The sequence below is a fragment of the Pseudomonas sp. SCT genome (assembly GCF_003864275.1).
GTDB classification, from domain to species: Bacteria; Pseudomonadota; Gammaproteobacteria; order Pseudomonadales; family Pseudomonadaceae; genus Stutzerimonas; species Stutzerimonas stutzeri_AE.
In genome coordinates this window covers 635278-661040 of sequence record NZ_BDJA01000002.1, presented here as the reverse complement: position 1 = coordinate 661040, position 25763 = coordinate 635278, and the positions used below count along the sequence as shown (strand labels likewise).

Genomic DNA, 25763 nt, shown 5'->3' with positions numbered 1-25763 from the left:
TCGATGCGCCGCCTGGCAACCCTACTGTTCGCGCTGACATTCAGCCCCGCCCTTTTCGCCGAAGACATTCGCATTCCGGTTGGCCAGCAGGGCCTGCCCGACATGCCGATGCCGGCCCGTGGCGACTCGAAGAACCTGGTGCTCGATCGCTTCGGCCTGGCTGATGAGGAGCGTCCCGCCGTCGGCCAACCGCCGATCAGCCGCTGGGATTACCGGGAGTTTTCGGTGTACTTCGAAGGCGACCGGGTCATCAACAGCGTGCGCCATCACCAACGTATCCCATCACCGCCCAAGGAAAACCTACAACCGTGACACTCATCTATGGCCATCGCGGCGCCAAGGGCGAAGCGCCGGAAAACACGCTGGTGAGCTTTCAGCAGTGCTTGCAGCATGGCGTACGTCGCTGCGAGCTCGATCTGCACCTGTCCCAAGACGGCGAACTGCTGGTCATTCACGATCCGACGCTCAAACGCACCACCGGTCGCCGGGGCAAAGTGGCCCAGCATGACGCCGACGAACTGGTGAACTACGACGCAAGATTGGGAGGGCCTGGCTGGAAGGTCCCCTGCCCCATACCCAGGCTGAGCGAGTTATTTGAGAAGTGTGATTTCGAGCATTGGCAGCTGGAGGTCAAGAGCGCGTCGAGAGTGCGCGCTGCTCGCACGGTGATGGCCATCAAAGAACTGGCCGCGCGTCATGGGTTGCTCGACCGCATTACCGTGACGTCCAGCTCGCGCGAAGTGCTGCGCGCACTGAACCGGCTCGCACCGGAAATATCGCGAGGCCTGGTCGCAGAATACAGCTGGCTCGATCCACTCAAGGTGGCCCGTCAGTACGGCTGTGACCTACTGGCGTTGAAGTGGACACTGTGCACGCCGGAGCGCCTGGAAAAAGCCCGCAAACAGGGCCTGCATGTATCGGTGTGGACGGTAAACGAGCCTGCACTGATGCGCCGCCTGGCAGACTTCGGAGTCGACAGCCTGATCACCGATTACCCCGGCCTGGCGGTCAGCACGCTGGCGCGTTCCTGACAGCGAGCCTCGAACATCAAGAATACCCGGCAGCCAGAGCGCTGCCGGATTCCTCTTACCTGATCAGAAGCTCTCCCGGTTTGGCCAATGCCAGTCGCGGGAGTCGCCACCCTCTCCAGCCGCCTCAGGCCGGCGGCCGGAGCCGCTCAAAAAAGCCGGTTAAGGCCGTCGAACGCTGCGACCCGGTAGGCTTCGGCCATGGTTGGGTAGTTGAAGGTGGTGTTGACGAAGTACTTGATGCTGTTCGCCGGCCCCTTCTGATTCATGATCGCCTGGCCGATGTGCACGATCTCCGAGGCCTGATAGCCAAAGCAATGCACGCCGAGCACTTCGAGCGTCTCGCGGTGGAACAGTATCTTCAGCATGCCCACCGGCTCGAAGGAAATCTGCGCCCGCGCCATGCTCTTGAAGAAGGCCTTGCCGACCTCATAAGGGATCTTGGCCTGGGTCAGTTCCCGCTCGTTCTTGCCGATCGAGCTGATCTCGGGAATGGTGTAGATGCCGGTTGGCACATCATCAACGAAGCGCCAGGAGTCATTCTCGACGATGCTGCCCGCCGCTGAGCGGCCCTGATCATAAGCAGCGCTGGCGAGCGACGGCCAGCCGATCACGTCGCCTGCGGCATAGATGTTGCCGATCTCGGTGCGGTAATGCTCGTCGACCTGAATCTGTCCGCGGCTGTTGGCTTTGAGACCGATATTCTCCAGGCCAAGCTTGTCGGTATTACCGGTACGCCCGTTGCTCCAGAGGAAGGCGTCGGCCTTGATCTTCTTGCCGGATTTCAGATGAAGAATGACGCCATTCTCCAAGCCCTCGACCCGCTCGTACTCTTCGTTGTGACGAATCAGCACGTTGTTGTTGCGCAGGTGATAACTGAGCGCGTCGGAAATCTCGTCATCCAGGAAGCTGAGCAACTGCTCGCGGTTATCGATCAGATCGACCAACACGCCAAGGCCGCTAAAAATGGACGCGTATTCGCAGCCGATCACACCGGCTCCGTAGATGATCATCCGACGTGGCGTGTGGCTGAGAGTGAGAATGGTATCGCTGTCGTAGATACGCGGATGGCTGAAGTCGACGTCAGCCGGTCGATAAGGGCGCGAACCCGTGGCGATGACGAACTGGCTGGCAACAAGCTTCTCCACCATGCCGTTGAGGCAGACAACTTCCACACTCTGCTCGTCGGAGAAGCTGGCGGTACCGAAGAACGTGTCGATGCGGTTGCGCGCGTAGTAGCCGGTGCGGGAGGTAACCTGCTTGCTGATGACTTTCTCGGCGCTTTTCAGCACGTCGGGGAAGGAAAACCAGCGTGGTTCACCGATCTGGCGGAACAGCGGATTGGTGTTGTACTGCATGATCTGCCGTACCGAATGGCGCAGAGCCTTCGACGGAATGGTGCCCAGGTGCGTGCAGTTGCCTCCTACCAGCGGTCGATTGTCCACCACGGCGACCTTGCGTCCCGCCTTCACGGCGTTCATCGCCGCGCCCTCCCCGGCCGGACCGGAACCAAGTACAACCAAATCGTAGTTATAGACCGCCATATACACTCCTGAAAACGCAGCGGGATACACCGCTGCTGTCAACAAATTCGCCGAAGGTCAAGGAAGCAGCATCGCCAGCTTCTCGAGCACCGCTTGCCGTCGCACTTGGCAAAGTGCGATGGAAAGCGCCCGAGCGGCGCGGCGCATCAACGCTTGGTGGCGTCATAGGCGAGATCGGTATTCCCCGCGTTCTTCGCCTCGTTCACTTCCTCGCACTTCTCGCGACTTCCGCCACAGATGGAACATTCCTTCTCGATGCCCAGGTTGGCGATGCCACCGCAGGAACCCGCGATGGGCTTTCGACCCATGATCACACCGATGGCCATGCCGAAGACCACAAGCAGCATCACCACAAAAACCAGTAACCAAGTCATTGCTCTACTCCCGCACCGAACAGCTCATCAAAAGCCCTGGTGCTCATTGTTGCGAAGCCCTGCCCTTCACGGACGACAAAGAAAGCGGCAATCGCGTTGCGCTCGGCCAATGCCAGCCCCCGCTCGGGGCCTAGCACCATCAGCGCGGTAGACAATCCATCTGCGCGCAAAGTCGATCTGTCGATCACTGTTACTGCCGCCAGATGATGTTCAATCGGTCGGCCGCTCTGCGGGTCCAGAGTATGCGAATAGCGCCGGCCGTCCTGTTCGAAATAGTTGCGATAGTCGCCGGACGTGGACACGCCCAGACCATCGAGTTCGACGATTTTTTGCGCAACGCGCTGGTCGTCCCTGGGCGCCTCGATGGCAATGCGCCAAGGCGAACCATCGGGTTTGCGGCCCTCCGCCTTGAGTTCACCGGTGATTTCCACCAGGTAGCTCTGCACGCCCAGGGCCTTCAAGCGATCAACAACGCGATCCACGGCGTAACCGGCAGCAATGCTGTTGAAGTCCAACTGCACTGCAGCAGCCTTGCACAACCGATCTCCCTCGATGCGCAAATGACGGTGGCCCGTCAATGCTTTCGCCGCCTCGATATCCTCTGTCGACGGAACGCGTTCGCCACGCCCCTGGGGACCAAAGCCCCAGAGGTTCAACAAAGGCTCGAGTGTAAGATCGAATGCGCCCTCGCTGTCGGCTGATAGCTGATCGCCTGCTGCGACCAATTCACGCACTATCTCCGGCATCGGCTCGCAACTGCCGGCAGGCAGGGCATTGAAGCGCTCGACGTCGGAATCGTTGCGATAAGTGGAAAGCTGTTTGTCGACGTCACCGAGAATGACTTCGACCTCGCCATGCAGCTCTTCCTTGGAGGGGCCATCACCACCGCGAACATACTTGACGGTATAGGTGCTGCCCATCGTGGGGCCGGTAAAGACTTCGACCTTGTCCTGAAACAGACAGCCCGTCAGGGCTGTCGCAAGAGCGACAGCGATGACGGGCTGGAGGTACACGACAGCGAAGACAGGCCGCAGTGACGCTCGGATCATGCTAGCCGCCGAAGTCATCGAGCAGAATGTTCTCTGGCTCGACGCCCAGGTCGGTGAGCATCTTGATCACCGACGCATTCATCATGGGCGGACCGCACATGTAGAACTCACAATCTTCCGGAGCGGGGTGATCCTTCAGATAGTTCTCGTACAGCACATTATGAATGAAGCCGGTCGGGCCTTCCCAGTTGTCTTCCGGCAGCGGGTCCGATAGCGCCAGATGCCACTGAAAGTTGGGATTCTCAGCCTGCAGCTGATCGTACTCTTCGACGTAGAACGCTTCGCGCATCGAGCGCGCACCGTACCAGAAGCTCATCTTGCGCGTGGATTTCAGACGCTTGAGCTGGTCGAAGATGTGCGAACGCATCGGCGCCATGCCGGCACCACCGCCGATGAAGACCATCTCGTTGTCGGTGTCCTTGGCGAAGAACTCACCGAACGGTCCATAAACAGTGATCTTGTCACCCGGCTTGAGGCTGAACACGTAGGACGACATCTTGCCCGGCGGGATATCGTCACGCCCTGGCGGCGGCGAAGCGATACGGATATTGAACTTCACCAGACCGCGTTCTTCGGGGTAGTTGGCCATGGAATAGGCACGAATGACGGTCTCGTCGCACTTCGATACGTACTTCCACTGATCGAACTTGTCCCAGTCGCCGCGGTACTCTTCCTGGATGTCGAAGTCTTTGTAACGCACCTCATGCGGCGGGCATTCCAGCTGCACGTAACCGCCAGCGCGGAAATCGACGTTCTCGCCTTCCGGCAGCTTGAGCGTCAGCTCCTTGATGAAGGTCGCGACGTTCGGATTGGACTCGACGGTGCATTCCCACTTCTTCACGCCGAAGACTTCTTCCGGCACCTCGATCTTCATGTCCGCCTTGACCGGAGTCTGGCAGGACAGGCGCCAGCCCTCGCCCGCTTCGCGACGGGTGAAGTGCGACTCCTCGGTGGGCAGCATCTCGCCGCCACCGCTCTCGACGATGCACTTGCACTGTGCGCAGGTGCCGCCGCCGCCGCAGGCGGACGAGAGGAAGATGTTGTTGGAGGCCAGCGTCTGCAGCAGCTTGCCGCCGGCGGGTACGGTGATAGTCCGCTCGCCGTTGATTTCAATAGACACGTCGCCGCTGGAAACCAGCTTGGCGCGCGCTGCCAGGATGATCACCACCAGCGCAAGCACGATGGCGGTGAACATACCGATGGCGAGGAAAATTTCGTAACTCATCAGTTCGTCCCGTCCTTACAGCTGTACGCCAGAGAAAGACATGAAGCCCAGCGACATCAGTCCGATGGTGATGAAGGTGATACCCAGACCCTGCAAACCATCCGGGACGTCGCTGTATTTCAGCTTCTCACGGATACCGGCCAGCAAAGCGATCGCCAGCGCCCAGGACAGGCCGGAGCCAACGCCGTACACCACGCTCTCGCCCAGGTTGTAATCGCGTTCGACCATGAACAGGGTGCCACCCATGATGGCGCAGTTCACGGTAATCAGCGGCAGGAACACACCCAGGGCGTTGTAAAGACTGGGCACGTACTTATCGAGGGTCATCTCGAGGATCTGCACGATGGCCGCAATCACGCCGATGTAGCTCAGCAGACCAAGGAAGCTCAGGTCCACTTCAGGCAGGCCGGCCCAGGCCAGCGCACCACTCTTGAGCAGGTAGGTGTAGATCAGGTTGTTGGCCGGCACGGTGATGGCCTGCACCACGATAACCGCGATACCCAGACCAATCGCAGTCTCCACTTTCTTGGAAATCGCGATAAAGGTGCACATACCGAGGAAGAACGCCAGGGCCATGTTCTCGATGAACACGGCGCGGACGAACAGGCTGAGGTAATGCTCCATTAGTAAGCCTCCTTGTTCGAGACTTGCGGCGCCATCTTGAAGGCAGGCTTCTCGACCTGCTCCTTCTTCCAGGCGCGGATGCCCCAGATAAACAGACCGATGAGGAAGAATGCCGATGGCGGCAGCAGCATCATGCCGTTGGGCTGATACCAGCCACCGTCATTTACCAACGGCAGAATGGTGTAACCCATAAGCTTGCCGGCACCGGTCAGCTCGCGAATGAAACCCAGCGCAATCAGCATGGCGCTGTAGCCCAGACCGTTACCAATCCCGTCGAAGAACGACAGCAGCGGCGGGTTCTGCATGGCGAAGGCTTCCGCACGCCCCATCACGATACAGTTGGTGATGATCAGCCCAACGAACACCGACAGCTGCTTGGACAGCGAGAACGCATAGGCCTTGAGCACCTGATCCACCAGGATCACCAGCGAGGCGATGATCACCATCTGCACGATCATGCGGATCGAGTTGGGGATCTGGCTGCGGATCATCGAGATGAACAGGTTGGAAAACGCCACCACCAGGGTCAGCGCGACGGACATCACCAGCGCCGTGTTCAGGTTGGAGGTGACCGCCAGCGCCGAGCAGATTCCGAGAATCTGCAGGCCGATGGGGTTGTTATTGAAGATCGGATTGAGCAGAACTTCTTTGACAGTGGGTTGCGACATGATCAAGCCTCCCCAGCGCGCAGATTAGCGATAAATGGACCGAAGCCGTTCTCGCCCAGCCAGAACTGCAGCAGCGAATTGACGCCGTTGCTGGTCAGGGTCGCGCCCGCCAGGCCGTCGACCTGGTGAGTGGCGCGCGGGCTTTGCGGATCGACGCCGCCCTTGACGATCTGCACGGCCAGCTTGCCGTTGTCGTCGAACAGTTCCTTGCCCGGCCACTGGCCGCGCCACTTTGGATTATCGACCTCACCACCCAGGCCCGGCGTTTCGCCGTGCTGGTAGAAGCCGAAGCCGGCAACGGTATCCAGATCGCCCTGTACAGCCATGAAGCCGTAGAGCGTCGACCACAGACCGTAACCACGAACCGGCAGGATCAGCGTATCGATTTCACCCTCACCCTGACCTTCGACGATATAAACAGTGCTGTAGCGCTCGCGACGCTTGATCGAGGCGATATCCTGCTCACCAGGAAGGCGCTTGGACAGCTGCGGATCCTTTGCTGCCGCCAGCGGATCGAAGGTCTTGGCATCGAACTCGTCGCTGAACTTGCCGGTTTCCAGATCGACCAGACGAGCCACGATGCGCTCGTTGAACAGCTGCTTGACCTGATTGCCGGACATACCCGCCTCACCCAGACCGGCGATGGCCAGAATGCTGCGCTGCTTGTCCAGCAGGCGGTTTTCCTGCTGAGTAGGACGAAGCGCCACGGCGGCGCCAGCCACGAAGATGGAGCACACCAGGCAGACCAGCAGGGCTACCGTCAGCGTGCGAACGGTGGATTCTTTCTGACTAGACATTACGTGCCAGCCTCCGCTTGATATTGGCCTGAATGACGAAATGGTCAATCAGCGGCGCACACAGGTTGGCGAACAGGATCGCCAGCATCATGCCTTCCGGGAAGGCGGGGTTGACCACACGGATCAGCACGACCATTACACCGATGAGGATGCCGAACACCCACTTGCCGGTATTGGTCATGGAAGCCGATACCGGGTCGGTCGCCATGAAGATCATGCCGAAGGCGAAACCGCCAACGACCATATGCCAGTACCAGGGCATACCGAACAGCGGATTGGTCTCGGAGCCAATCAGATTGAACAGTGTGCTCAGACCGATCATGCCCAGCATCACGCCAGTAACGATGCGCCAGGAGGCGATCTTGCTGCCGATTAGAATGACGCCACCGATGAAGATCGCCAGCGTGCTGGTCTCACCGATCGAGCCATGAATGGTGCCGACGAAAGCGTCCATCCAGGTGATACCGCTCTCGATGACGTTCTCGATGCCACCGGCGAAGCCCAGGCTCAGCGCGGTTGCGCCGGCATAGCCATCGACCGCGGTCCAGACCGCATCACCAGACATCTGCGCCGGGTAGGCGAAGAACAGGAACGCCCGCGCAGTCAGCGCCGGGTTCAGGAAGTTCTTGCCGGTACCGCCGAAAATCTCCTTGCCAATCACGACGCCGAAGCTGATGCCCAGAGCGACCTGCCACAGCGGGATGGTCGGCGGCAGGATCAGCGCGAACAGCACGGAAGTGACGAAGAAACCTTCGTTGACTTCATGCTTGCGGATCGAGGCGAACAGCACTTCCCAGAAACCGCCGACGATGAAGGTCACCGCATAGATCGGCAGGAAGTAGGCTGCGCCCTGGATGAAGTTGTCCCAGAGGCTGTTCGGATCGAAACCGGCGAGCGCACCGATCAGACCGAAGCGCCAGCCCTCCTGGGCCGCCAGCAGATCAGGACTCTGCGCGAAGATCAGGTTGGCCTGGTAGCCGGTGTTCCACATGCCGAAGAACATCGCCGGGAAGGTACACATCCAGACGGTGATCATCATGCGCTTGAGGTCAATGCCGTCGCGCACGTGAGCGGTGGTCTTGGTAACGCTGCCGGGACGGTAAAGGAAGGTATCGGCTGCTTCGTACAGCGCGTACCACTTTTCGTATTTGCCGCCTTTTTCGAAATGATGCTCGATCTTGTCGAGGAATGCGCGAATGCCCATGCCTTAACCCTCCTTCTCGATGCGGGTCAGATTGTCCCGCAGGATCGGGCCGTATTCGTATTTCCCGGCACAGACATAGCTGCACAGCGCCAGATCTTCTTCGTCCAGCTCCAGGCAGCCAAGCTTCTGCGCGACCTCGGTATCGCCCACGATCAACGCACGCAGCAACTGAGTCGGCAGAACATCCAGCGGCATGACCTCTTCGTAGTTGCCTACCGGGACCATCGCACGGGGACTACCGTTGGTGGAGGTAGAGAAGGCGAACTTCTTGCCGGCCATCAGCTTGGAGATATAGATGTTGAGGATCGAGTGCTTCTCGACGCCTGGACGCATGTAATGGAGCATCTCGCGCTCTTTGCCCTCACGCAGGCAGGAAACCTGCTGGTGGTAGCGACCGAGATAGGCGAACGCGCCATGGGCGGTGCGACCGCCAAGCAGCGAGCCGGAGACAACACGGTTGGCACCGGGCTGCAGCTCACCGGCGGTCAGCTCATCGAGATTGGCACCGAGACGGGTACGCACCAGACGCGGCTTCTCCACCACCGGACCGGCCAGCGACACCACGCGCTCCACCGACAGGCGACCGCTGGTGAACAGCTTGCCGACGGCAATCACGTCCTGATAACCGATGGTCCAGACGCTTTTGCTGGCGCTCACCGGATCGAGGAAATGGATGTGAGTGCCAGCCAGGCCTGCAGGATGCGGACCGCTGAAGCTTTCGACCTGTACCTTTGCCAGGGACTCGCCAGAAAGCGAGGCACTCGGAGCCTTGCACAGGAACACCTTGGCCAGATTGGCGAGAACCTTGAGGCCCGCTTCGAAAGCTTCCGCCTGCTCGGCGATGATGACCGCTGGATCAGCAGCCAACGGATGTGTGTCGATCGCCGTCACAAAAATGGACGCAGGCGTGGCATCGACGGCCGGAACCTTGCTGAACGGGCGCGTGCGCAGCGCAGTCCACAGGCCGGACTGCTGCAGGTTCTCACGGACCTGCTCGCTGCTCAGCCCATCCAACTGGGCAGGCGAGTAGCTTGCAAAGGTTATTTCCTCGTCGCCGTCGAGGTCGATGACCACCGACTGCAGCACGCGCTTCTCACCGCGATGCACTGCGCTGACGATACCGGCGCCGGGCGAGGTGTAGTGCACGCCGTCGGACTTCTTGTCGGAAAAAAGGATCTGCCCCAGCTTAACCCGATCACCGACCTGAACAGCCATGGTCGGCTTCATGGTCGGATAGTCGAAGCCAACGACGGCGACGCTGCGCACGGGCCTGCCGGCCTCGATACGCTGCGCCGGCGCACCGGCTATGGGCAAATCAAGCCCTCGTTTTATATTGATCATCGGTTTGCCTAACCACTGATTTTAGAAAGCTTTTTTGGCAGGCCCAGCGGCATGGCGCAAAGTAGGATTGCGCCGCGCGCGCCAATACGTTATTGACGCGACACCATGTCGCGGACCCAGGTAAAAAATCCGCCCGATTATAGAGGTCACTGACCTTGACTGACCACCCAAGCATTGCGGATTTTTGACCCGAAACAAGAGAAGCAAAATTAACGTGGCTCGCTATCGATTCGAGCATTCGACCGCCTAACCGCCGCTGCTTCCGCTGTTGCCGTTACCCAGAAACGCGAAACGGGAGCCGAGGCTCCCGTTTCTGCTTACCGCCCGCCGCGCTTAGCGCGGGAACGCCGGCGGGTTGACCCCAGCCATGTCTTCCATAACGCGTACGACCTGGCAGCTGTAGCCGAACTCATTGTCATACCAGACATAGAGGACGACGCGGTTGTCATTGCAAATGGTCGCTTCAGCATCCACTACACCAGCGTGACGCGAGCCGACGAAATCACTGGATACAACTTCCTGCGAGTTGACGAAGTCGATCTGCTTCTGCAGATCCGAGTGCATGGCCATCTGGCGCAGGTACTCGTTGATTTCTTCGCGGCTGGTGGCCTTCTCCAGGTTCAGGTTGAGAATGGCCATCGACACGTTCGGCGTCGGAACACGGATCGCGTTGCCGGTCAGCTTGCCTTTGAGCACTGGCAGCGCCTTGGCGGCAGCAGTGGCGGCACCAGTCTCGGTGATGACCATGTTCAGCGCTGCGCTGCGACCACGACGACTGCCTTTGTGGAAGTTGTCGATCAGGTTCTGGTCGTTGGTGTAGGAATGCACGGTTTCGACGTGACCGTTGACGATGCCGTACTGATCGTTGACCGCCTTGAGCACCGGGACGATGGCGTTGGTGGTGCAGGACGCAGCGGAGATGATCTTGTCATCGGCCGTGATGTCGCCATGGTTGATGCCATGCACGATGTTCTTCAGCTCACCCTTGCCCGGCGCGGTCAGAACTACGCGAGCGACACCTGGGCACTTGAGGTGCTGCCCCAGGCCTTCAGCGTCGCGCCACTTGCCGGTGTTGTCGACCAGCAGGGCGTTCTCGATGCCGTACTGGGTGTAATCCACCGCGGAAGGATCGTTGGAGTAGATCACCTGGATCAGGTTGCCGTTGGCGGTGATGGTGTTGTTTTCTTCATCGATGGTGATGGTGCCATCGAACGGACCATGTACCGAATCGCGACGCAGCAAACTGGCGCGCTTGACCAGATCGTTGTCGGCACCCTTGCGTACGACGATTGCACGCAGGCGCAGGCCGTCGCCACCGCCGGTCTTCTCGATCAGGATACGAGCCAGCAGGCGACCGATACGACCGAAACCGTACAGCACAACGTCGGTGCCTTTGTGGCCGGAGGCGGCGTGACGCTTGTCAGCTACTTCGGCCAGTTCTTCGCGAACGAACTGCTCAAGGTTGCGACCGTTGCCCGCTTCCTTGTACTTGGCGACCAGCTTGCCCAGGTCCACCGAAGCGGCGCCCAGGTTCATTTCGCTCATGGTCTTGAGGATCTGGAAGGTGTCGTGCACCGACAACTCGGCTTCGTCGGCAATGCGGTGGCGCGCAAAACGGTGCGCCTTGAGGATGGCAATCACCGAGCGGTTGATCAGGCCACGGCCGTAGATCGAAGTCACCACGTTGTTGTTGCGGTACAGCTGACCAATCAGCGGAATCATCGCTTCGGCGAGGGCTTCGCGGTCAATCCATTCACCAAGACACTGGTCGGGCTTCTGAGTCACGGGCAGTTCCTTCCAACATGTAGGGGCTGAGAAAAGGGGCTACATTATGACGGCGCACCCTAGCGCCGGCAATCTGCAGCGGACGAAACACTGACAGCCAAGCGCCTCGATAGTTACAATCCCGGCGGCCTATTTTTCCATCGGAGCCACGCCCACTCGTGTCCGTCTTGCGCCTTCCCCCTCTGCCTGCCGCCAGCGGCAAGCAACACTGGGGCAATCTTCCAGGAGCCGCGCTGAGCCTGGCGATTGCCGAAGCAGCCAGCAACGCCAAACGCTTCACGTTGCTCCTCACCGCCGACAGCCAGAGTGCCGAGCGCCTGCAGGAAGAGCTCGCCTTCTTCGCGCCGGGACTGCCGGTGCTGCATTTCCCCGATTGGGAAACGCTGCCCTACGACATATTTTCGCCACATCAGGACATCGTCTCCCAGCGCATTTCCGCGCTCTACCAACTGCCGGAACTGAGCCACGGCGTGCTGGTAGTGCCGATCACCACCGCCCTACACAGGCTGGCGCCGAAGCGCTTCCTGCTGGGTTCGAGTCTGGTGCTGGACGTCGGGCAGAAGCTGGACGTCGAACAGATGCGCCTGCGCCTGGAAGCAGCCGGCTACCGCTGCGTGGATACCGTCTACGAACATGGCGAGTTCGCCGTGCGCGGTGCGTTGATCGATCTGTTCCCCATGGGCAGCCCCCTGCCCTATCGCATCGACCTGTTCGATGACGAGATCGAGACGCTGCGCACCTTCGATCCGGAAAATCAGCGCTCGATCGACAAGGTCGAATCGATCCGCCTGTTGCCGGCACGCGAGTTCCCCCTGAAGAAGGAGGCGGTCACCGGCTTCCGCGCGCGTTTTCGCGAACGTTTCGACGTCGATTTCCGCCGCTGCCCGATCTACCAGGATCTCTCCACCGGTATCACCCCGGCGGGCATCGAGTACTACCTGCCGCTGTTCTATGAAGAAACCGCGACGTTGTTCGATTACCTGCCCGAAGACAGCCAGGTGTTCTCGCTGCCCGGCATCGAACAGGCCGCCGAGCAGTTCTGGAGTGATGTACGCAATCGCTACGAGGAGCGTCGAGTCGATCCCGAGCGGCCGCTGCTGCCGCCTGCCGAGCTGTTCATGCCGGTGGAGGACTGCTTCGCTCGCCTGAAACTCTGGCCGCGCGTGGTCGCCAGCCAGCAGGACGTCGAGCCAGGTATCGGCCGTGAACGCTTCAATGCCCAGGCGCTGCCAGAACTGGCCATCGAGTCCAAGGCCAGCGAGCCGTTGGGCAAGCTGCGGCAGTTCCTCGAAAGCTACCCCGGGCGCGTGCTGTTCACTGCCGAATCCGCTGGTCGCCGCGAGGTGCTGCTGGAGTTGCTGGCACGGCTGAAACTGCGTCCTCAGGAAGTCGACGGCTGGACAGACTTCCTCGCCAGCGACCAACGTCTGGCCATCACCATCGCCCCGCTCGACGAAGGCCTGCAACTGGACGACGTGGCACTGGTCGCGGAAAGCCCGCTGTTCGGCCAGCGCGTCATGCAGCGTCGCCGGCGCGAGAAGAGTCGAGACGGCGGCGAGAACGTCATCAAGAACCTCACCGAGTTGCGTGAAGGCTCGCCAGTGGTGCACATCGACCACGGTGTTGGCCGCTACCAGGGCCTGGTCACCCTGGAGATTGAAGGCCAGGCGCAGGAATTCCTGCTGCTGCAGTACGCCGAGGACGCCAAGCTCTACGTACCGGTCGCCAGCCTGCACCTGATCGCCCGCTATACAGGCAGCGACGACGCGCTCGCGCCACTGCACCGGCTCGGTTCGGAAACCTGGCAGAAGGCCAAGCGCAAGGCGGCCGAGCAGGTGCGCGACGTCGCCGCCGAGCTGCTGGATATATACGCCCGCCGCGCCGCACGCGAGGGTTATGCCTTCAAAGACCCGCAGGTCGACTACGAAACGTTCGCCGCAGGCTTTCCGTTCGAGGAGACACCCGATCAGCAGGCCGCCATCGACGCGGTACGCGAGGACCTGCTCTCGGCCAAGCCGATGGACCGTCTGGTCTGTGGTGACGTCGGCTTCGGCAAGACCGAGGTGGCCATGCGCGCCGCCTTCATCGCCGTCCATGGCGGCCGGCAGGTTGGCGTACTGGTGCCGACCACCCTGCTCGCCCAGCAGCATTACAACAGCTTCCGCGACCGCTTCGCCGACTGGCCGGTGCGGGTCGAGGTGATGAGCCGCTTCAAATCCGCCAGGGAAGTGCAGAACGCTATCGCCGAGCTTGCCGAGGGCAAGATCGACATTCTCATCGGCACCCACAAGCTGCTGCAGGATGACGTCAAGTTCAGCAACCTGGGCCTGGTCATCATCGACGAGGAGCATCGCTTCGGCGTACGCCAGAAGGAACAGCTCAAGGCGCTGCGCAGCGAGGTAGACATCCTCACGCTGACCGCCACGCCGATTCCGCGCACGCTGAACATGTCCATCGCCGGCATGCGCGACCTGTCGATCATCGCCACGCCACCGGCGCGCCGCCTGTCGGTGCGCACCTTCGTCATGGAACAGCAGAACACCGTGATCAAGGAGGCGCTGCTGCGCGAGCTGTTGCGTGGCGGCCAGGTCTATTACCTGCACAACGATGTGAAGACCATCGAGAAATGCGCCGCCGACCTGCAGGCACTGGTGCCGGAGGCACGCGTCGCGATCGGCCACGGGCAGATGCGCGAGCGTGACCTCGAACAGGTCATGAGCGACTTCTACCACAAGCGTTTCAACGTGCTGGTGGCCTCGACCATTATCGAAACCGGCATCGACGTGCCGAGCGCCAACACCATCATCATCGAGCGCGCCGACAAGTTCGGCCTGGCCCAGCTGCACCAGCTGCGTGGCCGGGTCGGGCGCAGTCACCACCAGGCCTATGCCTATCTGCTCACCCCTACTCGCAAGGCAATGACCGACGACGCGCAGAAGCGCCTGGAGGCCATCGCCAATGCCCAGGACCTCGGCGCAGGCTTCGTCCTGGCCACCCACGACCTGGAAATACGCGGCGCCGGCGAGCTGCTCGGCGAGGGCCAGAGCGGACAGATCCAGGCCGTCGGCTTCACTCTTTATATGGAAATGCTCGAGCGCGCGGTCAAAGCCATCCGCAAGGGCGAGCAGCCGAACCTGGAGCAGCCGCTGGGGGGTGGGCCGGAGATCAACCTGCGCCTGCCGGCACTGATTCCGGAGGACTATCTGCCGGACGTGCACGCCCGTCTGATCCTCTACAAGCGTATCGCCAATGCCGCCGACGAGGATGGCTTGAAGGAGCTGCAGGTGGAGATGATCGACCGCTTCGGCCTGCTGCCCGAGCCAACCAAGAATCTGGTGCGCCTGACGCTGCTCAAGCTGCAGGCGGAAAAGCTCGGCATCACCAAGATCGACGCCGGCCCGCAGGGTGGGCGCATCGAGTTCTCGGCCGATACCTCGGTCGATCCAATGGTGCTGATCAAGCTGATCCAGAGTCAGCCCAAGCGCTACAAGTTCGAAGGCGCTACGCTGTTCAAATTCCAGGTGCCGATGGAACGCCCGGAGGAACGCTTCAATACGCTGGAAGCGCTGCTTGAGCGGCTGGCGCCCAATGAGCAAGGATCCTAGATGCCGGTTCGTTGGCTGCTTTGGCTGTTGGTCCTCTGCGCGCCTTCGGCGTTTGCCGAGTCGCTGTATCGGGTCGAGGTACTTCTGTTTCGCCACGACGCTCCGTTGCTGGCCAGTCAGCGTGCGCCCTCTGGATGGGCGAAAGGCACGCAGATGCTGGAACGCAACGCAGAGCGTCAACCAATGCTGGACGCCATCGCCGAAAGACTCTCCGCCGAGCCCGGTTATCAGCTATTGCTGCACCGGGCCTGGCGACAGCAGATCAGCGATGACGGCAAGGCAATTGCGCTGCATCAGGGACCGCGCCACTTCGAGCACTACCCGATTCAGGGCGTACTGAAAATAAGCCCCGGACGCTATATGCGGACGGATGTGACGTTTTGGGTAAACCGTTTCGGCGACTATGGCCAGCTGCTCGCCAGCGAGCGTCTGACCCAGCGGGTACGCCTGGTGCCTGGCCGGCTGACTTATATCGATCACGACAGCCTCGGGCTGCTGATCGAACTGAAGCGGCTATGAGCAAGCGCCGCCGCTTTTCCCAGCCCAAGACTGGCCTGGTGCACCTCGCATTTGCAGGGAGGAGCTGAGCCTTGGCCCCTCCTCTGGCTCCCCGCAAGGAGCGACTGATCGACGACCTGCGCCCAGTCCCGCTGCTCAGCCTCGGCAGCCACCTGGCAACCAATTACCAGCCAGGCAACCAGCGCATGGTCAGCGAACATCAGCATCGCGCCGGGCTGTCGTTCATCTACGGCGATGCCTGCGTCCATGGCAAGCGCGACGGCGAGCGCATCCGCCATCTGGCCGGTGACGAGCTGCAGCTGATCGCCCGCCATGCCCAGGCCGAACAGGCACTACGCAAGCACCTGGAGCAGCTCGGATTTCGCCCGGCACTGCGCCAGAGCCTGGCGCTGCCAAAGGACTCGGCGGAAATGTTCCAGCTGCCCGGAGAAGAAGCCTGGCTCGGTTTCGTTCAGCAGCAGCTGCCCGAACTGCGCCGCCAGGGCTGGCAAATCGACATCCATCCAGGCTTCGCCTATGACCTGGCGGCCATCGACAGCTGGTATGCGGAAATTGATGAGTCAGCCGATGACGACTGGTTCGATCTTGATCTGGGCATCGTCGTGAACGGTCAGCGCATCGGCATATTGCCGGTGCTCTTGCGCCTGATCCGCCAGAACCCGCAATTGCTGACGCCGCGCGCCCTCGCCCAGCGCAGTGGCGAGGAGCAGTTGCGCGTCCAGCTCGATCGGCCTGGCCAGCGTGACGGGCAAACCCTGCAGGTCGCCCTACCGTTCGCGCGAATCAAGCCGATCCTGGCGACCCTTGGCGAGCTGTACCTGCGTGAGCCGATGGATGGCGCTTCGCTGCGGCTGAGCAAGGCCGACGGCGCGCGGCTGGCCGGGCTGGAGGAGCTCAGGCCAGACTGGCGAGGGGGCGAGCGGCTGCGTCGGTTCGCCGGGCGACTGAACAGCCCGAGCGCCCAGGCATGCCCGGCACCGGACGCGCTCAACGCCACGCTGCGCCCCTACCAGCTGCAGGGGCTGGCCTGGATGCAGACCCTGCGCGAGCTGGGCGCCGGCGGCATCCTTGGCGATGACATGGGCCTCGGCAAGACGCTGCAGAGCATCGCCCACATCCTGGTCGAAAAACAGGCCGGCCGGCTCGACCGACCGGCGCTGGTGGTGATGCCGACCAGCCTGATACCCAACTGGCAGGACGAGGCCAGGCGTTTCGCACCGCAACTGCGGGTGTTGACCCTGACCGGCACCAGTCGCCAGAAGCACTTTGGCGAACTTGCCGAGCACGACCTGTTGCTGACCAGCTATGCGCTGCTGACCCGCGACATCGCCGTGCTGCGCGAACAGCCGCTGCATGTGGTGATTCTCGATGAGGCCCAGCACATCAAGAATCCCTCCAGCAAAGCGGCCCAAGCCGCGCGGGCTCTGCAGACGCGTCAGCGCCTGTGCCTGACCGGCACGCCGCTGGAAAACCATCTTGGCGAGCTCTGGTCGCTGTACCACTTCCTCATGCCCGGCTGGCTCGGCGACGCCAAACGCTTCACCCAGGACTACCGCAATCCCATCGAAAAGCATGCTGACGAGCCTCGCCTGGCGCACCTTCGCGCGCGCATCCGGCCGTTTCTGCTACGCCGCACCAAGGAACAGGTGGCCACCGAGTTGCCGGCGAAGAACGAGTTCGTCCACTGGGTCGAACTCAACGATGCCCAGCGCGAGCTCTACGAAACGCTGCGTCTGGCAATGGATCGCAAGGTGCGTGACGAGATCGAGCGCAAGGGCCTGGCGCGCAGCCAGATGGTCATTCTCGAGGCGCTGCTCAAGCTGCGCCAGGTCTGCTGCGATCTGCGCCTGCTCAAGGGCGAGTCGACGCGGGCCGTACGCGGCAGCAGCTCGGGCAAGCTGGATAGCCTGCTGGAGATGCTCGACGAACTGATGAGCGAAGGCCGTCGCGTGCTGCTGTTTTCCCAGTTCACCTCGATGCTGGCGCTGATCGAGCAGGCGCTGCACAAGCGCGGCATTGCCTACGTCAAGCTGACCGGTGAAACCGATGATCGCCGCACGCCGGTCGAGCGTTTCCAGGCCGGTGAAGTGCCATTGTTCCTGATCAGCCTGAAGGCTGGCGGCACCGGGCTCAACCTGACGGCCGCGGATACCGTGATCCACTACGACCCCTGGTGGAATCCAGCTGCGGAGAGCCAGGCGACCGACCGTGCCTACCGCATCGGCCAGGACAAACCGGTGTTCGTCTATCGTTTGATTACCCGCGGCACCGTCGAGGAGCGCATTCGCCAGCTGCAGGCGCGCAAGGCCGAACTGGCCGCTGGTGTGCTCGAGGGTTCCGGCGATGCCGGCTGGCAGCTTGGCGAGCAGGATATCGACGCCCTGTTTGCCCCGTTGCCGTGAACCAGGCACTCCAGCTGACGAACTTGTGACAGCGGCAAGGGCAGCACTTTGCGCTTTGCCAGATCATCGCCATCTCGATTAACGTTCCAACCTGCGGCGGTCCGCCGCCCCGTCACCGGTAGCGCCACAAGGAGCAGCACCCATGAGCCTCTACGAAATCGCCTTTTCTGGCCAACTGCTCCCCGGCGCCAGGCTCGAGCAGGTCGAAGCCAACCTGACCAAACTGTTCCAGGCGGATGCGCAGCGCATCGCACTGCTGTTTTCCGGACGACGCATCGTCATCAAGCAGAACCTCGACTTCGCTGCGGTGGAGAAGTACCGGCAGGCAATGGAACGTGCCGGTGCGCAGGTAGAGGTCAAACCGATGCCGGTGGATGTCGAGGAAATCGAATTGGCGCCGCCACCACCCGCAACCCCAGCGGCAAGCGTCGCGCCCACGCCACCTGCCGTCACCAGCGCAAACGCCGCCCCGGCTGCGCTGAAGGTGACGCCCCGTGACGAATACATGGCCGCCTTCGCCGACGTCGAGGCGCCCGATTTTGGCATCGCGCCGGTGGGAGTCGACCTGCAGGATGCCCGTCCCGAGCCCGAGGCACCACGGGTGGACCTGTCCCAGTTCAGTCTGGCCCCGGTGGGCAGCGACATGGGCGAACTGCCACGCGACACGGCAGGCGCTGTACCGGACATTTCGCACATCAAACTGCAGGACTGATCGCCGCATTACGAAGGCGCCGGGCTGAAGCAGAACGCTGCCTCGCCCCCGCGCAGCTGTATATTCGACGCAGCACGCTGCTGCGCACACCGCCGTCGGGTTGGCTGAACCCGGCCGCGCGTTATCCAGCGAACTCACAGCGCCGCGCCACGCTCCAACCTACAAGCCCGCAAAGTGCCTGTATTCATGGACCTCGTCGTTGCCCGCCCCGAAGGCCTTTATTGCCCACCCGGTGATTTCTACATCGATCCCTGGCGCCCGGTGGAGCGCGCCGTCATCACCCACGCCCACGGCGATCATGCGCGCTGGGGCATGAGCCATTACCTGGCCTCAAGCGACAGCGAAGGCATTCTGCGCTCGCGGATCGCCGCCGATATGCCGCTGCAGACGCTGGCCTATGGTGAATCCATCGAGCATCACGGCGTAAAGCTCAGCTTCCATCCCGCCGGCCATGTGCTCGGCTCGGCGCAGGTGCGCCTGGAGTACAAAGGCGAAGTCTGGGTCGCTTCCGGCGACTACAAGGTCGAGCCGGACGGGACCTGCGCACCCTTCGAGCCGGTGCGCTGCCATACCTTCATCACCGAATCGACCTTCGGCCTGCCGATCTACAAATGGCCGTCTCAGGCCGAGGTATTTAGCGACATCAACGACTGGTGGCGCGCCAATGCGGCAGCCGGGCGCGCCAGCGTGCTGTTCTGCTACGCCTTCGGAAAGGCACAGCGCATCCTGCACGGCCTGGACGAGAGCATCGGCACCATCGTCGTGCATGGCGCGGTCGAGCCGCTGAACAAGGTCTACCGCGAGGGTGGCATCTATCTGCCGCCGACGGTGTATGCCGGAGACCTGAAAAAAGGCGACCCGCGCCTGAAGCACGCCATCATCCTCGCCCCACCCTCCGCTGGCGGCAGCACCTGGATGCGCCGTTTCGGCGACTACGCCGATGCCTTCGCCAGTGGCTGGATGATGCTGCGCGGCACCCGGCGCCGGCGCGGCGTCGACCGCGGCTTCGTGCTCTCCGACCATGCCGACTGGCCAGGCCTGCTCTGGGCCATCGAGCAGACCGGCGCCGAACGGGTGATGGTGACCCACGGTTCCGTTGCGGTGTTGGTGCGCTACCTGCGCGAAATGCGCGGCCTCGATGCCCAGGCCTTCGCGACCGAATACGGCGAAGAGGACGATGCCACCCAGGAGGCCGAATGAGCCAGCGCACCAACATCGCTTCCCATAGACCCGTGCAGGCTCGCAACCCGGCCGCGCCATGGCGAGCGGGACGCAGCGTATGAAAGCCTTCGCCACCCTTTACAGCCGCCTCGACGCCACCACCTCGAGCAACGCCAAGCTCGCGGCGATGCGCGACTATTTTCGTGACGCCGATCCGGCCGACGCCGCCTGGGCGGTCTACTTTCTGGCCGGCGGACGGCCACGCCAGCTGGTTCCGACCCGCGTGCTGCGCGAAACCGCCATGCAGGCGTCGGGCTTGCCGGAATGGCTGCTCGAGGAAAGCTACCAGGCGGTCGGCGACATGGCCGAAACCATTTCGCTGCTGATGCCCGAGGCCGAACACAGCTCCGACGACGGGCTGGCCGTGTGGATGCAGGACAAGCTGCTGCCGCTGCGCGGGCAGCCGCCGGAGCAGCTGGCTGAACGCTTGCCGGCGCTCTGGGCACAGCTGGACCGGCTGAGCCTGATGGTCTGCATTAAGCTGATCACCGGCGCCTTTCGCGTCGGCGTGTCGAAGCTGCTGGTGACACGCGCGCTGGCCTCGCTGGTCGATCTCGACCCCAAGCGCGTCGCGCAACGGCTGGTGGGCTACACCGATCTGTCCCATCGGCCGAGCGCCGAGGGCTACCGCGCGCTGATCGCCGAGGAGTCCGAGCATGAGCACGCCCAGCGTGGCGGCCAGCCCTACCCGTTCTTTCTCGCCCACTCGTTGCAGGCGCCGGTCGAGGAGTTCGACATGCTGCTCGGTGCGCCGGAGAACTGGTTCATCGAATGGAAGTGGGACGGCATCCGCGCACAGCTGGTCAAGCGCGACGGGCAGATCTGGGTCTGGTCGCGCGGTGAAGAGCTGGTCAGCGAGCGCTTTCCGGAGCTCTGCGAACTGGCCGGCTGCCTGCCCGACGGCACGGTGATCGACGGCGAGATCCTGGTCTGGAAGCACGCGCCCGACGGGCCTTCGGCAGAACTCTTCGCGCAGCCAGAGAGCGATGACGCCGACACAACCGAACGCTTCGGCGTGCAACCCTTCGCCCTGCTGCAACAGCGTATCGGCCGCAAAAACCTCACAGCGAAAGTCTTGCAGGACGCCCCGGTCGCGGTGCTCGCCTACGACCTGCTGGAATGGCAGGGTGACGACTGGCGGCAACGCGAGCATCGTGAACGCCGGCAACAGCTCGAAGCGGTGGTCGGGCAATGCCCCAACCCGCGGCTGATGCTTTCGCCGCTGGTGAGCGGCGATGACTGGGCCGATCTGGCGCGCCAACGCGAAGCTTCCCGTGAGCGCGGCGTCGAGGGCATGATGATCAAGGCCCGCGCCGCGCAGTACGGCGTCGGCCGGACCAAGGATGTCGGCGTCTGGTGGAAATGGAAGATCGACCCCTACTCCGTCGATGCCGTGCTGATCTATGCCCAGCGCGGTCATGGCCGCCGCGCCAGCCTATACACCGACTACACCTTTGCCGTCTGGGACGGAGAGCCGGGCGACCCGGAGCGCAAGCTGGTGCCGTTCGCCAAGGCCTATTCCGGATTGACCGACGAGGAGATGCGCAAGGTCGACGCCATCGTGCGCAAGACCACCGCAGAGAAGTTCGGCCCGGTCCGCAGCGTCACCCCGACCCTGGTGTTCGAGCTCGGCTTCGAGGGCATCGCCGCCAGCAGCCGGCACAAGAGCGGCATCGCCGTGCGCTTCCCGCGCATGCTGCGCTGGCGTCTCGACAAGCCGGTGCAGGAAGCCGATACCCTGGAGACGCTGAAGGAGCTGCTTGGATGAGTCGCCAGGCCCGCCGCCTACCCGGGCCGTCGCCCATATGCGCGGCCAAGGCCGCTTCCACGAGGCGAACCTCGCGCTCGGGCTCCAACAGGCTGCCCCATGAATGATGCAGCCGGACTGTTGAGCGAGCAGTGGTTCGCCAGCCGAGAGTGGCTGCCCTTTCCGTTTCAGCGGGAAGTCTGGCAAGCCATCGACCGAGGCGAGTCCGGACTGCTGCACGCCACCACTGGCTCTGGCAAGACCTACGCCGTCTGGCTCGGGGCTTTGAATCGCTTCGCAACCAAGGCACCGCGCTCTAACACGACGGACAAGCCGGCGCCGTTGACGATGCTCTGGATCACCCCTATGCGTGCATTGGCCGCCGATACCGCTCGCGCTCTGCAGGCCCCGCTGGACGACCTCGGCATCAACTGGAGCATCGGTTTGCGCACCGGCGATACCAGCGGTGCCGAACGTGCGCGGCAGGGGCGGCGCCTGCCCAGCGCGCTGGTCACCACGCCGGAAAGCCTGACCCTGCTGCTGACCCGCGCCGATGCACGCCAGGCTTTCGCCGGGCTGCGCATGCTGGTGGTGGACGAATGGCACGAGCTGCTGGGCAACAAGCGCGGCGTGCAACTGCAACTGGCGCTAGCCCGGCTGCGCCAGTGGATGCCGGAGCTGATTGTCTGGGGCCTTTCCGCCACCCTCGGCAACCAGCCCCACGCGCTGGACGTGCTGCTGTATCCCGGCAGCGGCAGGCTGGTGCAAGGCAAGGTCGACAAGAATCTGCGCGTCGACACCCTGCTGCCGCCGAGCATCGAGCGCTTCCCCTGGGCTGGGCATCTCGGTCTGCGCATGTTGCCGCAGGTGGTCGAGGAGATTGATTCGGCCGCGACCACCCTGGTGTTCACCAACACCCGCTCGCAGTCGGAAATCTGGTATCAGGCGCTGCTCGATGCGCGGCCGGACTGGGCAGGCTTGATTGCTCTGCACCATGGTTCGCTGGCCCGCGAAGTACGCGACTGGGTCGAGCAGGGCCTCAAGCAGGGCGCGCTCAAGGCCGTGGTCTGCACCTCCAGTCTGGATCTGGGTGTGGACTTCCTGCCGGTCGAGCGCGTTCTGCAGATCGGCTCGCCCAAGGGCGTGGCGCGGCTCATGCAGCGTGCCGGACGTTCCGGACATGCGCCGGGACGCACCTCGCGGGTAACGCTGGTGCCGACTCATAGCGTGGAAGTCGTGGAAGCCGCCGCCGCTCAGGTGGCCATCGGCGAACGCCGCATCGAAGCCCGCAGCGCACCGCACCGCCCGCTCGATGTGCTGGTGCAGCACCTGGTCAGCATGGCCTTGGGCGGCGGCTTTCGACCAGACGAACTGTTTGCCGAAGTGCGCCAGGCCTGGTCCTACCGCGACCTGAACGAAGACCATTGGCAATGGGCGTTGGCCTTTGTCCGCCACGGTGGGCATTCGCTGACGGCCTACCCCGACTACCAGCGGGTCGAGCCGGACGAGGCTGGGCTGTGGAAGGTGCCGAGTCGCCGCGTGGCGCTGCGTCATCGCATGAGCATCGGCACCATCGTCAGCGATGCCAGCCTGTCCGTGAAATTCTGGGCCAAGGGTGGCAGCGGGCGCTCGCTCGGCACCATCGAGGAAGGCTTCATCGCGCGCCTGCGACCGGGCGACAACTTTCTCTTCGGTGGTCGTCTGCTGGAATTGGTGCGCGTCGAGAACATGACCGCCTACGTCAGCCGCGCGACGGGCAGGAAAGCCGCGGTGCCGCGCTGGAACGGCGGGCGCATGCCCCTTTCCAGCGAGCTGGCCGATGCCGTGGTCGAGCAGCTCGGTGCGGCCTCGCGCGGCCATTTCGAAAGCCCGGAGATGGGCCTGGTCGAACCCTTACTGCGGGTACAGATGGACTGGTCGGCGCTGCCCACCGAGACCACATTGCTGGCCGAGGTGATGAAATCCCGCGAAGGCTGGCACCTGTTCCTCTACCCGTTCGCCGGGCGTCACGTGCACCTCGGGCTGGCCAGTCTGCTGGCCTGGCGCCTGGGCCAGCATCGACCGCTGACCTTTTCCATTGCAGTCAACGACTACGGCTTCGAGCTGCTCTCGGCAACCGAGGTGGACTGGATGCACTGGCTGACGCCGGAGCTTTTCAGCGAAGACAACCTGCTGCACGACGTGCTCGCCAGTCTTAACGCTGGCGAACTGGCGCGCCGCCGTTTTCGTGAGATCGCACGTATTGCCGGCTTGGTGTTTTCCGGCTACCCCGGTGCGCAGAAGAGCGCGCGTCAGCTGCAGGCCTCTAGCGGGCTGTTCTTCGACGTCTTCCGCCAATATGACCCGGCCAACCTGTTGCTGACCCAGGCTGAAGAAGAGGTTCTGCGCCAGGAGCTAGAAGTCGAGCGGCTGCAGCAGACATTGCAGCGGCTGCAGCAACGACAGCTGGACATTCATCAGGTCAAACGCACCACACCGCTGGCGTTTCCGTTGATGGTCGAACGTTTCCGCGAAAGCATGAGCTCGGAAAAGCTTGCCGACCGCATCCGGCGAATGGTTGCCGAACTCGACAAGGCCGCCGGCCCTGGTGGTTATCAGCCGCAGGCGGACGCGAGCATTGATGTCGAACGCGACAGCAGCCCGAAGCGCAAACCCCGCGCGACCAAGGACGGCTCGCCACGGCCAAAAAAGGCGCGCCGCACGACCCGATAGGCAAGCAAGGTGAGCGCTCCTTGCGCCGGGTTAATGCGACCCGGATGCTGTTCAACCGAGTCCGCCCACAATCGCGCCATCCTGGCCCGTTGGTTGCTCTCCCAGAGGACCGCACATGCACAACCAGCGCCCGGCGCGTGGGAACCCGCCACCGCACGCGATAAACTCTGCCGCATGACTTCTCACCTGCCCATAGAGCTGGAACAAACCGAACTCTGGCTGCTTGCCGAGAAGGCCATCTACTGGCCGGCGCAGCAGGCATTGCTGATAGCCGATATCCATTTCGGCAAGGCCGCCGCCTACCGTCGCCTAGGTCAACCCGTGCCCCACGGTACGACCCAGGCCAATCTTCAACGACTCGATGCCCTGCTTGCCCGTTACCCTTGCAAGCAGCTGATCTTCCTCGGCGACTTTCTGCACGCACCGGAATCGCAGACGCCTGCCACGCTCAACCAGCTGCACGACTGGCGTGCCAGTCACGCCGAACTGACGATCACGCTGATTCGCGGCAACCATGATCGCCGCGCCGGAGATCCGCCAACGAGCCTGGGAATGAACGTCGTCCCCGAGCCGCTGCTGCTTGGCCCGTTCGCCTTGCAGCACGAAGCCGATCCGCATCCCAGCCACCATGTGCTCGCCGGCCACCTGCATCCGGCGTTTCGCCTCAACGGCCGCGGACGGCAGAGCCTGCGCCTGCCGTGCTTCTGCATCGGTGAGCGGCTCAGCCTGTTGCCGGCCTTCGGCAGTTTCACCGGCACGATGACGGTGACAGCCGAAGACCACTGGCAGATTTATGTGGTGGGGGATGGAGAAGTCTGGCCGCTGAGGCGCTCGGCGCCGCTCAGGCCTGGGATATGCCCGTGATGGTGATGCCGTAACGCTCAGCCAGCCGGGTAGCTGGCGTGTCCTCCAGATCAGGCTCGTGCTCATGCTCGATCTCCTGATCCGGATACAGCTCTGCTGCCTTGCGCGTGACGAGATCGACTGCCTCGTCGATGTCAGGCTGATGCTCGGAGTCGATCTTCAGCGTCGAAGTGTTGCCGTCTTTGTTGTACGCAATGATCCAGGTCGTCATGGAATGCCCCTCGCCTTGAATAAACCCATGCGGGCGTAATAACGCTCATCTTGGTTTTTGTAAGTTTTTAGACCCATCCGGCGCCGGCAGTTCGGTCCCTCGCTTCAAAGTTAGCAGCTTTAATTGGAGGA

21 protein-coding genes are annotated in these 25763 nt (G+C 62.6%); 10 read left to right on the top strand and 11 right to left on the bottom strand.

Translation table 11 applies throughout. The features are described from left to right. The first annotated feature begins 3 nt into the window (after window positions 1–3). The gene (locus tag BHD08_RS07655; protein ID WP_015276521.1) at window positions 4–312 is read left to right on the top strand and encodes a hypothetical protein; all 309 of its coding nucleotides are present in this window, start codon (window positions 4–6) and stop codon (window positions 310–312) included. Continuing rightward, a complete protein-coding gene (locus BHD08_RS07650; RefSeq protein ID WP_125021353.1) occupies window positions 309–1031 on the top strand; it encodes a glycerophosphodiester phosphodiesterase in 723 nt (240 codons plus the stop codon). Before BHD08_RS07655 ends, BHD08_RS07650 begins: the two co-directional genes overlap by 4 nt. A gap of 146 nt (window positions 1032–1177) precedes the next feature. On the opposite strand, the gene sthA is transcribed toward BHD08_RS07650, so the two are convergent. The 10 genes from sthA to BHD08_RS07600 form a co-directional block, all read right to left on the bottom strand. Next, entirely contained in the window at window positions 1178–2572 is a 1395-nt protein-coding gene (gene sthA / locus BHD08_RS07645; protein WP_015276519.1) for a Si-specific NAD(P)(+) transhydrogenase, read from the bottom strand. 146 nt (window positions 2573–2718) lie between these two features. Next, complete coding sequence (gene nqrM / locus BHD08_RS07640; RefSeq protein WP_015276518.1) at window positions 2719–2946, bottom strand: (Na+)-NQR maturation NqrM; 228 nt, start codon at window positions 2944–2946, stop codon at window positions 2719–2721. Next, window positions 2943–3866, bottom strand: coding sequence for an FAD:protein FMN transferase (locus BHD08_RS07635; RefSeq protein ID WP_125021514.1), 924 nt, complete (start codon window positions 3864–3866; stop codon window positions 2943–2945). Before BHD08_RS07635 ends, nqrM begins: the two co-directional genes overlap by 4 nt. A 130-nt stretch (window positions 3867–3996) precedes the next feature. Continuing rightward, window positions 3997–5223 carry an NADH:ubiquinone reductase (Na(+)-transporting) subunit F gene (gene nqrF, locus BHD08_RS07630; protein WP_177412656.1) on the bottom strand — a complete coding sequence of 409 codons (1227 nt, stop codon included), beginning with the start codon at window positions 5221–5223 and terminating at the stop codon, window positions 3997–3999. Between the two features lie 12 nt (window positions 5224–5235). Further along, the gene (gene nqrE, locus BHD08_RS07625) at window positions 5236–5844 is read right to left on the bottom strand and encodes an NADH:ubiquinone reductase (Na(+)-transporting) subunit E (protein ID WP_015276515.1); all 609 of its coding nucleotides are present in this window, start codon (window positions 5842–5844) and stop codon (window positions 5236–5238) included. After that, window positions 5844–6518: an NADH:ubiquinone reductase (Na(+)-transporting) subunit D gene (locus BHD08_RS07620; protein WP_177412648.1), complete on the bottom strand. Its 675-nt coding sequence runs from the start codon at window positions 6516–6518 to the stop codon at window positions 5844–5846. Before BHD08_RS07620 ends, nqrE begins: the two co-directional genes overlap by 1 nt. Beyond that, complete coding sequence (locus BHD08_RS07615; protein WP_015276513.1) at window positions 6515–7309, bottom strand: Na(+)-translocating NADH-quinone reductase subunit C; 795 nt, start codon at window positions 7307–7309, stop codon at window positions 6515–6517. Before BHD08_RS07615 ends, BHD08_RS07620 begins: the two co-directional genes overlap by 4 nt. Continuing rightward, window positions 7302–8513, bottom strand: coding sequence for an NADH:ubiquinone reductase (Na(+)-transporting) subunit B (locus tag BHD08_RS07610; protein WP_038658462.1), 1212 nt, complete (start codon window positions 8511–8513; stop codon window positions 7302–7304). The genes BHD08_RS07615 and BHD08_RS07610 overlap by 8 nt, the downstream gene beginning before the upstream one ends. A gap of 3 nt (window positions 8514–8516) precedes the next feature. Then, entirely contained in the window at window positions 8517–9854 is a 1338-nt protein-coding gene (locus tag BHD08_RS07605; RefSeq protein ID WP_125021352.1) for a Na(+)-translocating NADH-quinone reductase subunit A, read from the bottom strand. A 333-nt stretch (window positions 9855–10187) separates the two neighbouring features. Further along, window positions 10188–11639, bottom strand: a complete 1452-nt coding sequence (locus BHD08_RS07600) for a glyceraldehyde-3-phosphate dehydrogenase (RefSeq protein ID WP_125021351.1) — start codon at window positions 11637–11639, stop codon at window positions 10188–10190. Between the two features lie 158 nt (window positions 11640–11797). Between BHD08_RS07600 and mfd the strand changes: the two genes are divergently transcribed. From mfd to pdeM, 8 genes are all read left to right on the top strand, one after another. Further along, a complete protein-coding gene (gene mfd, locus BHD08_RS07595) occupies window positions 11798–15244 on the top strand; it encodes a transcription-repair coupling factor (RefSeq protein ID WP_125021350.1) in 3447 nt (1148 codons plus the stop codon). Next, entirely contained in the window at window positions 15245–15763 is a 519-nt protein-coding gene (locus BHD08_RS07590; RefSeq protein ID WP_125021349.1) for a CsiV family protein, read from the top strand. It begins immediately after the preceding gene. Between the two features lie 71 nt (window positions 15764–15834). After that, entirely contained in the window at window positions 15835–18165 is a 2331-nt protein-coding gene (locus BHD08_RS07585; RefSeq protein WP_125021348.1) for a DEAD/DEAH box helicase, read from the top strand. A gap of 142 nt (window positions 18166–18307) precedes the next feature. Next, window positions 18308–18877, top strand: coding sequence for a hypothetical protein (locus BHD08_RS07580; protein WP_125021347.1), 570 nt, complete (start codon window positions 18308–18310; stop codon window positions 18875–18877). A 186-nt stretch (window positions 18878–19063) separates the two neighbouring features. Next, window positions 19064–20077 carry a ligase-associated DNA damage response exonuclease gene (locus tag BHD08_RS07575; protein WP_015276505.1) on the top strand — a complete coding sequence of 338 codons (1014 nt, stop codon included), beginning with the start codon at window positions 19064–19066 and terminating at the stop codon, window positions 20075–20077. 79 nt (window positions 20078–20156) lie between these two features. Then, window positions 20157–21866, top strand: a complete 1710-nt coding sequence (locus BHD08_RS07570) for an ATP-dependent DNA ligase (protein WP_125021346.1) — start codon at window positions 20157–20159, stop codon at window positions 21864–21866. A gap of 99 nt (window positions 21867–21965) precedes the next feature. Next, window positions 21966–24557: a ligase-associated DNA damage response DEXH box helicase gene (locus BHD08_RS07565; RefSeq protein ID WP_125021345.1), complete on the top strand. Its 2592-nt coding sequence runs from the start codon at window positions 21966–21968 to the stop codon at window positions 24555–24557. 174 nt (window positions 24558–24731) lie between these two features. After that, a complete protein-coding gene (gene pdeM / locus BHD08_RS07560; RefSeq protein ID WP_125021344.1) occupies window positions 24732–25421 on the top strand; it encodes a ligase-associated DNA damage response endonuclease PdeM in 690 nt (229 codons plus the stop codon). On the opposite strand, the gene BHD08_RS07555 is transcribed toward pdeM, so the two are convergent. Next, window positions 25399–25632, bottom strand: coding sequence for a hypothetical protein (locus BHD08_RS07555; RefSeq protein ID WP_015276501.1), 234 nt, complete (start codon window positions 25630–25632; stop codon window positions 25399–25401). The two genes, pdeM and BHD08_RS07555, sit on opposite strands and share 23 nt — an antisense overlap. Window positions 25633–25763: the final 131 nt, after the last annotated feature.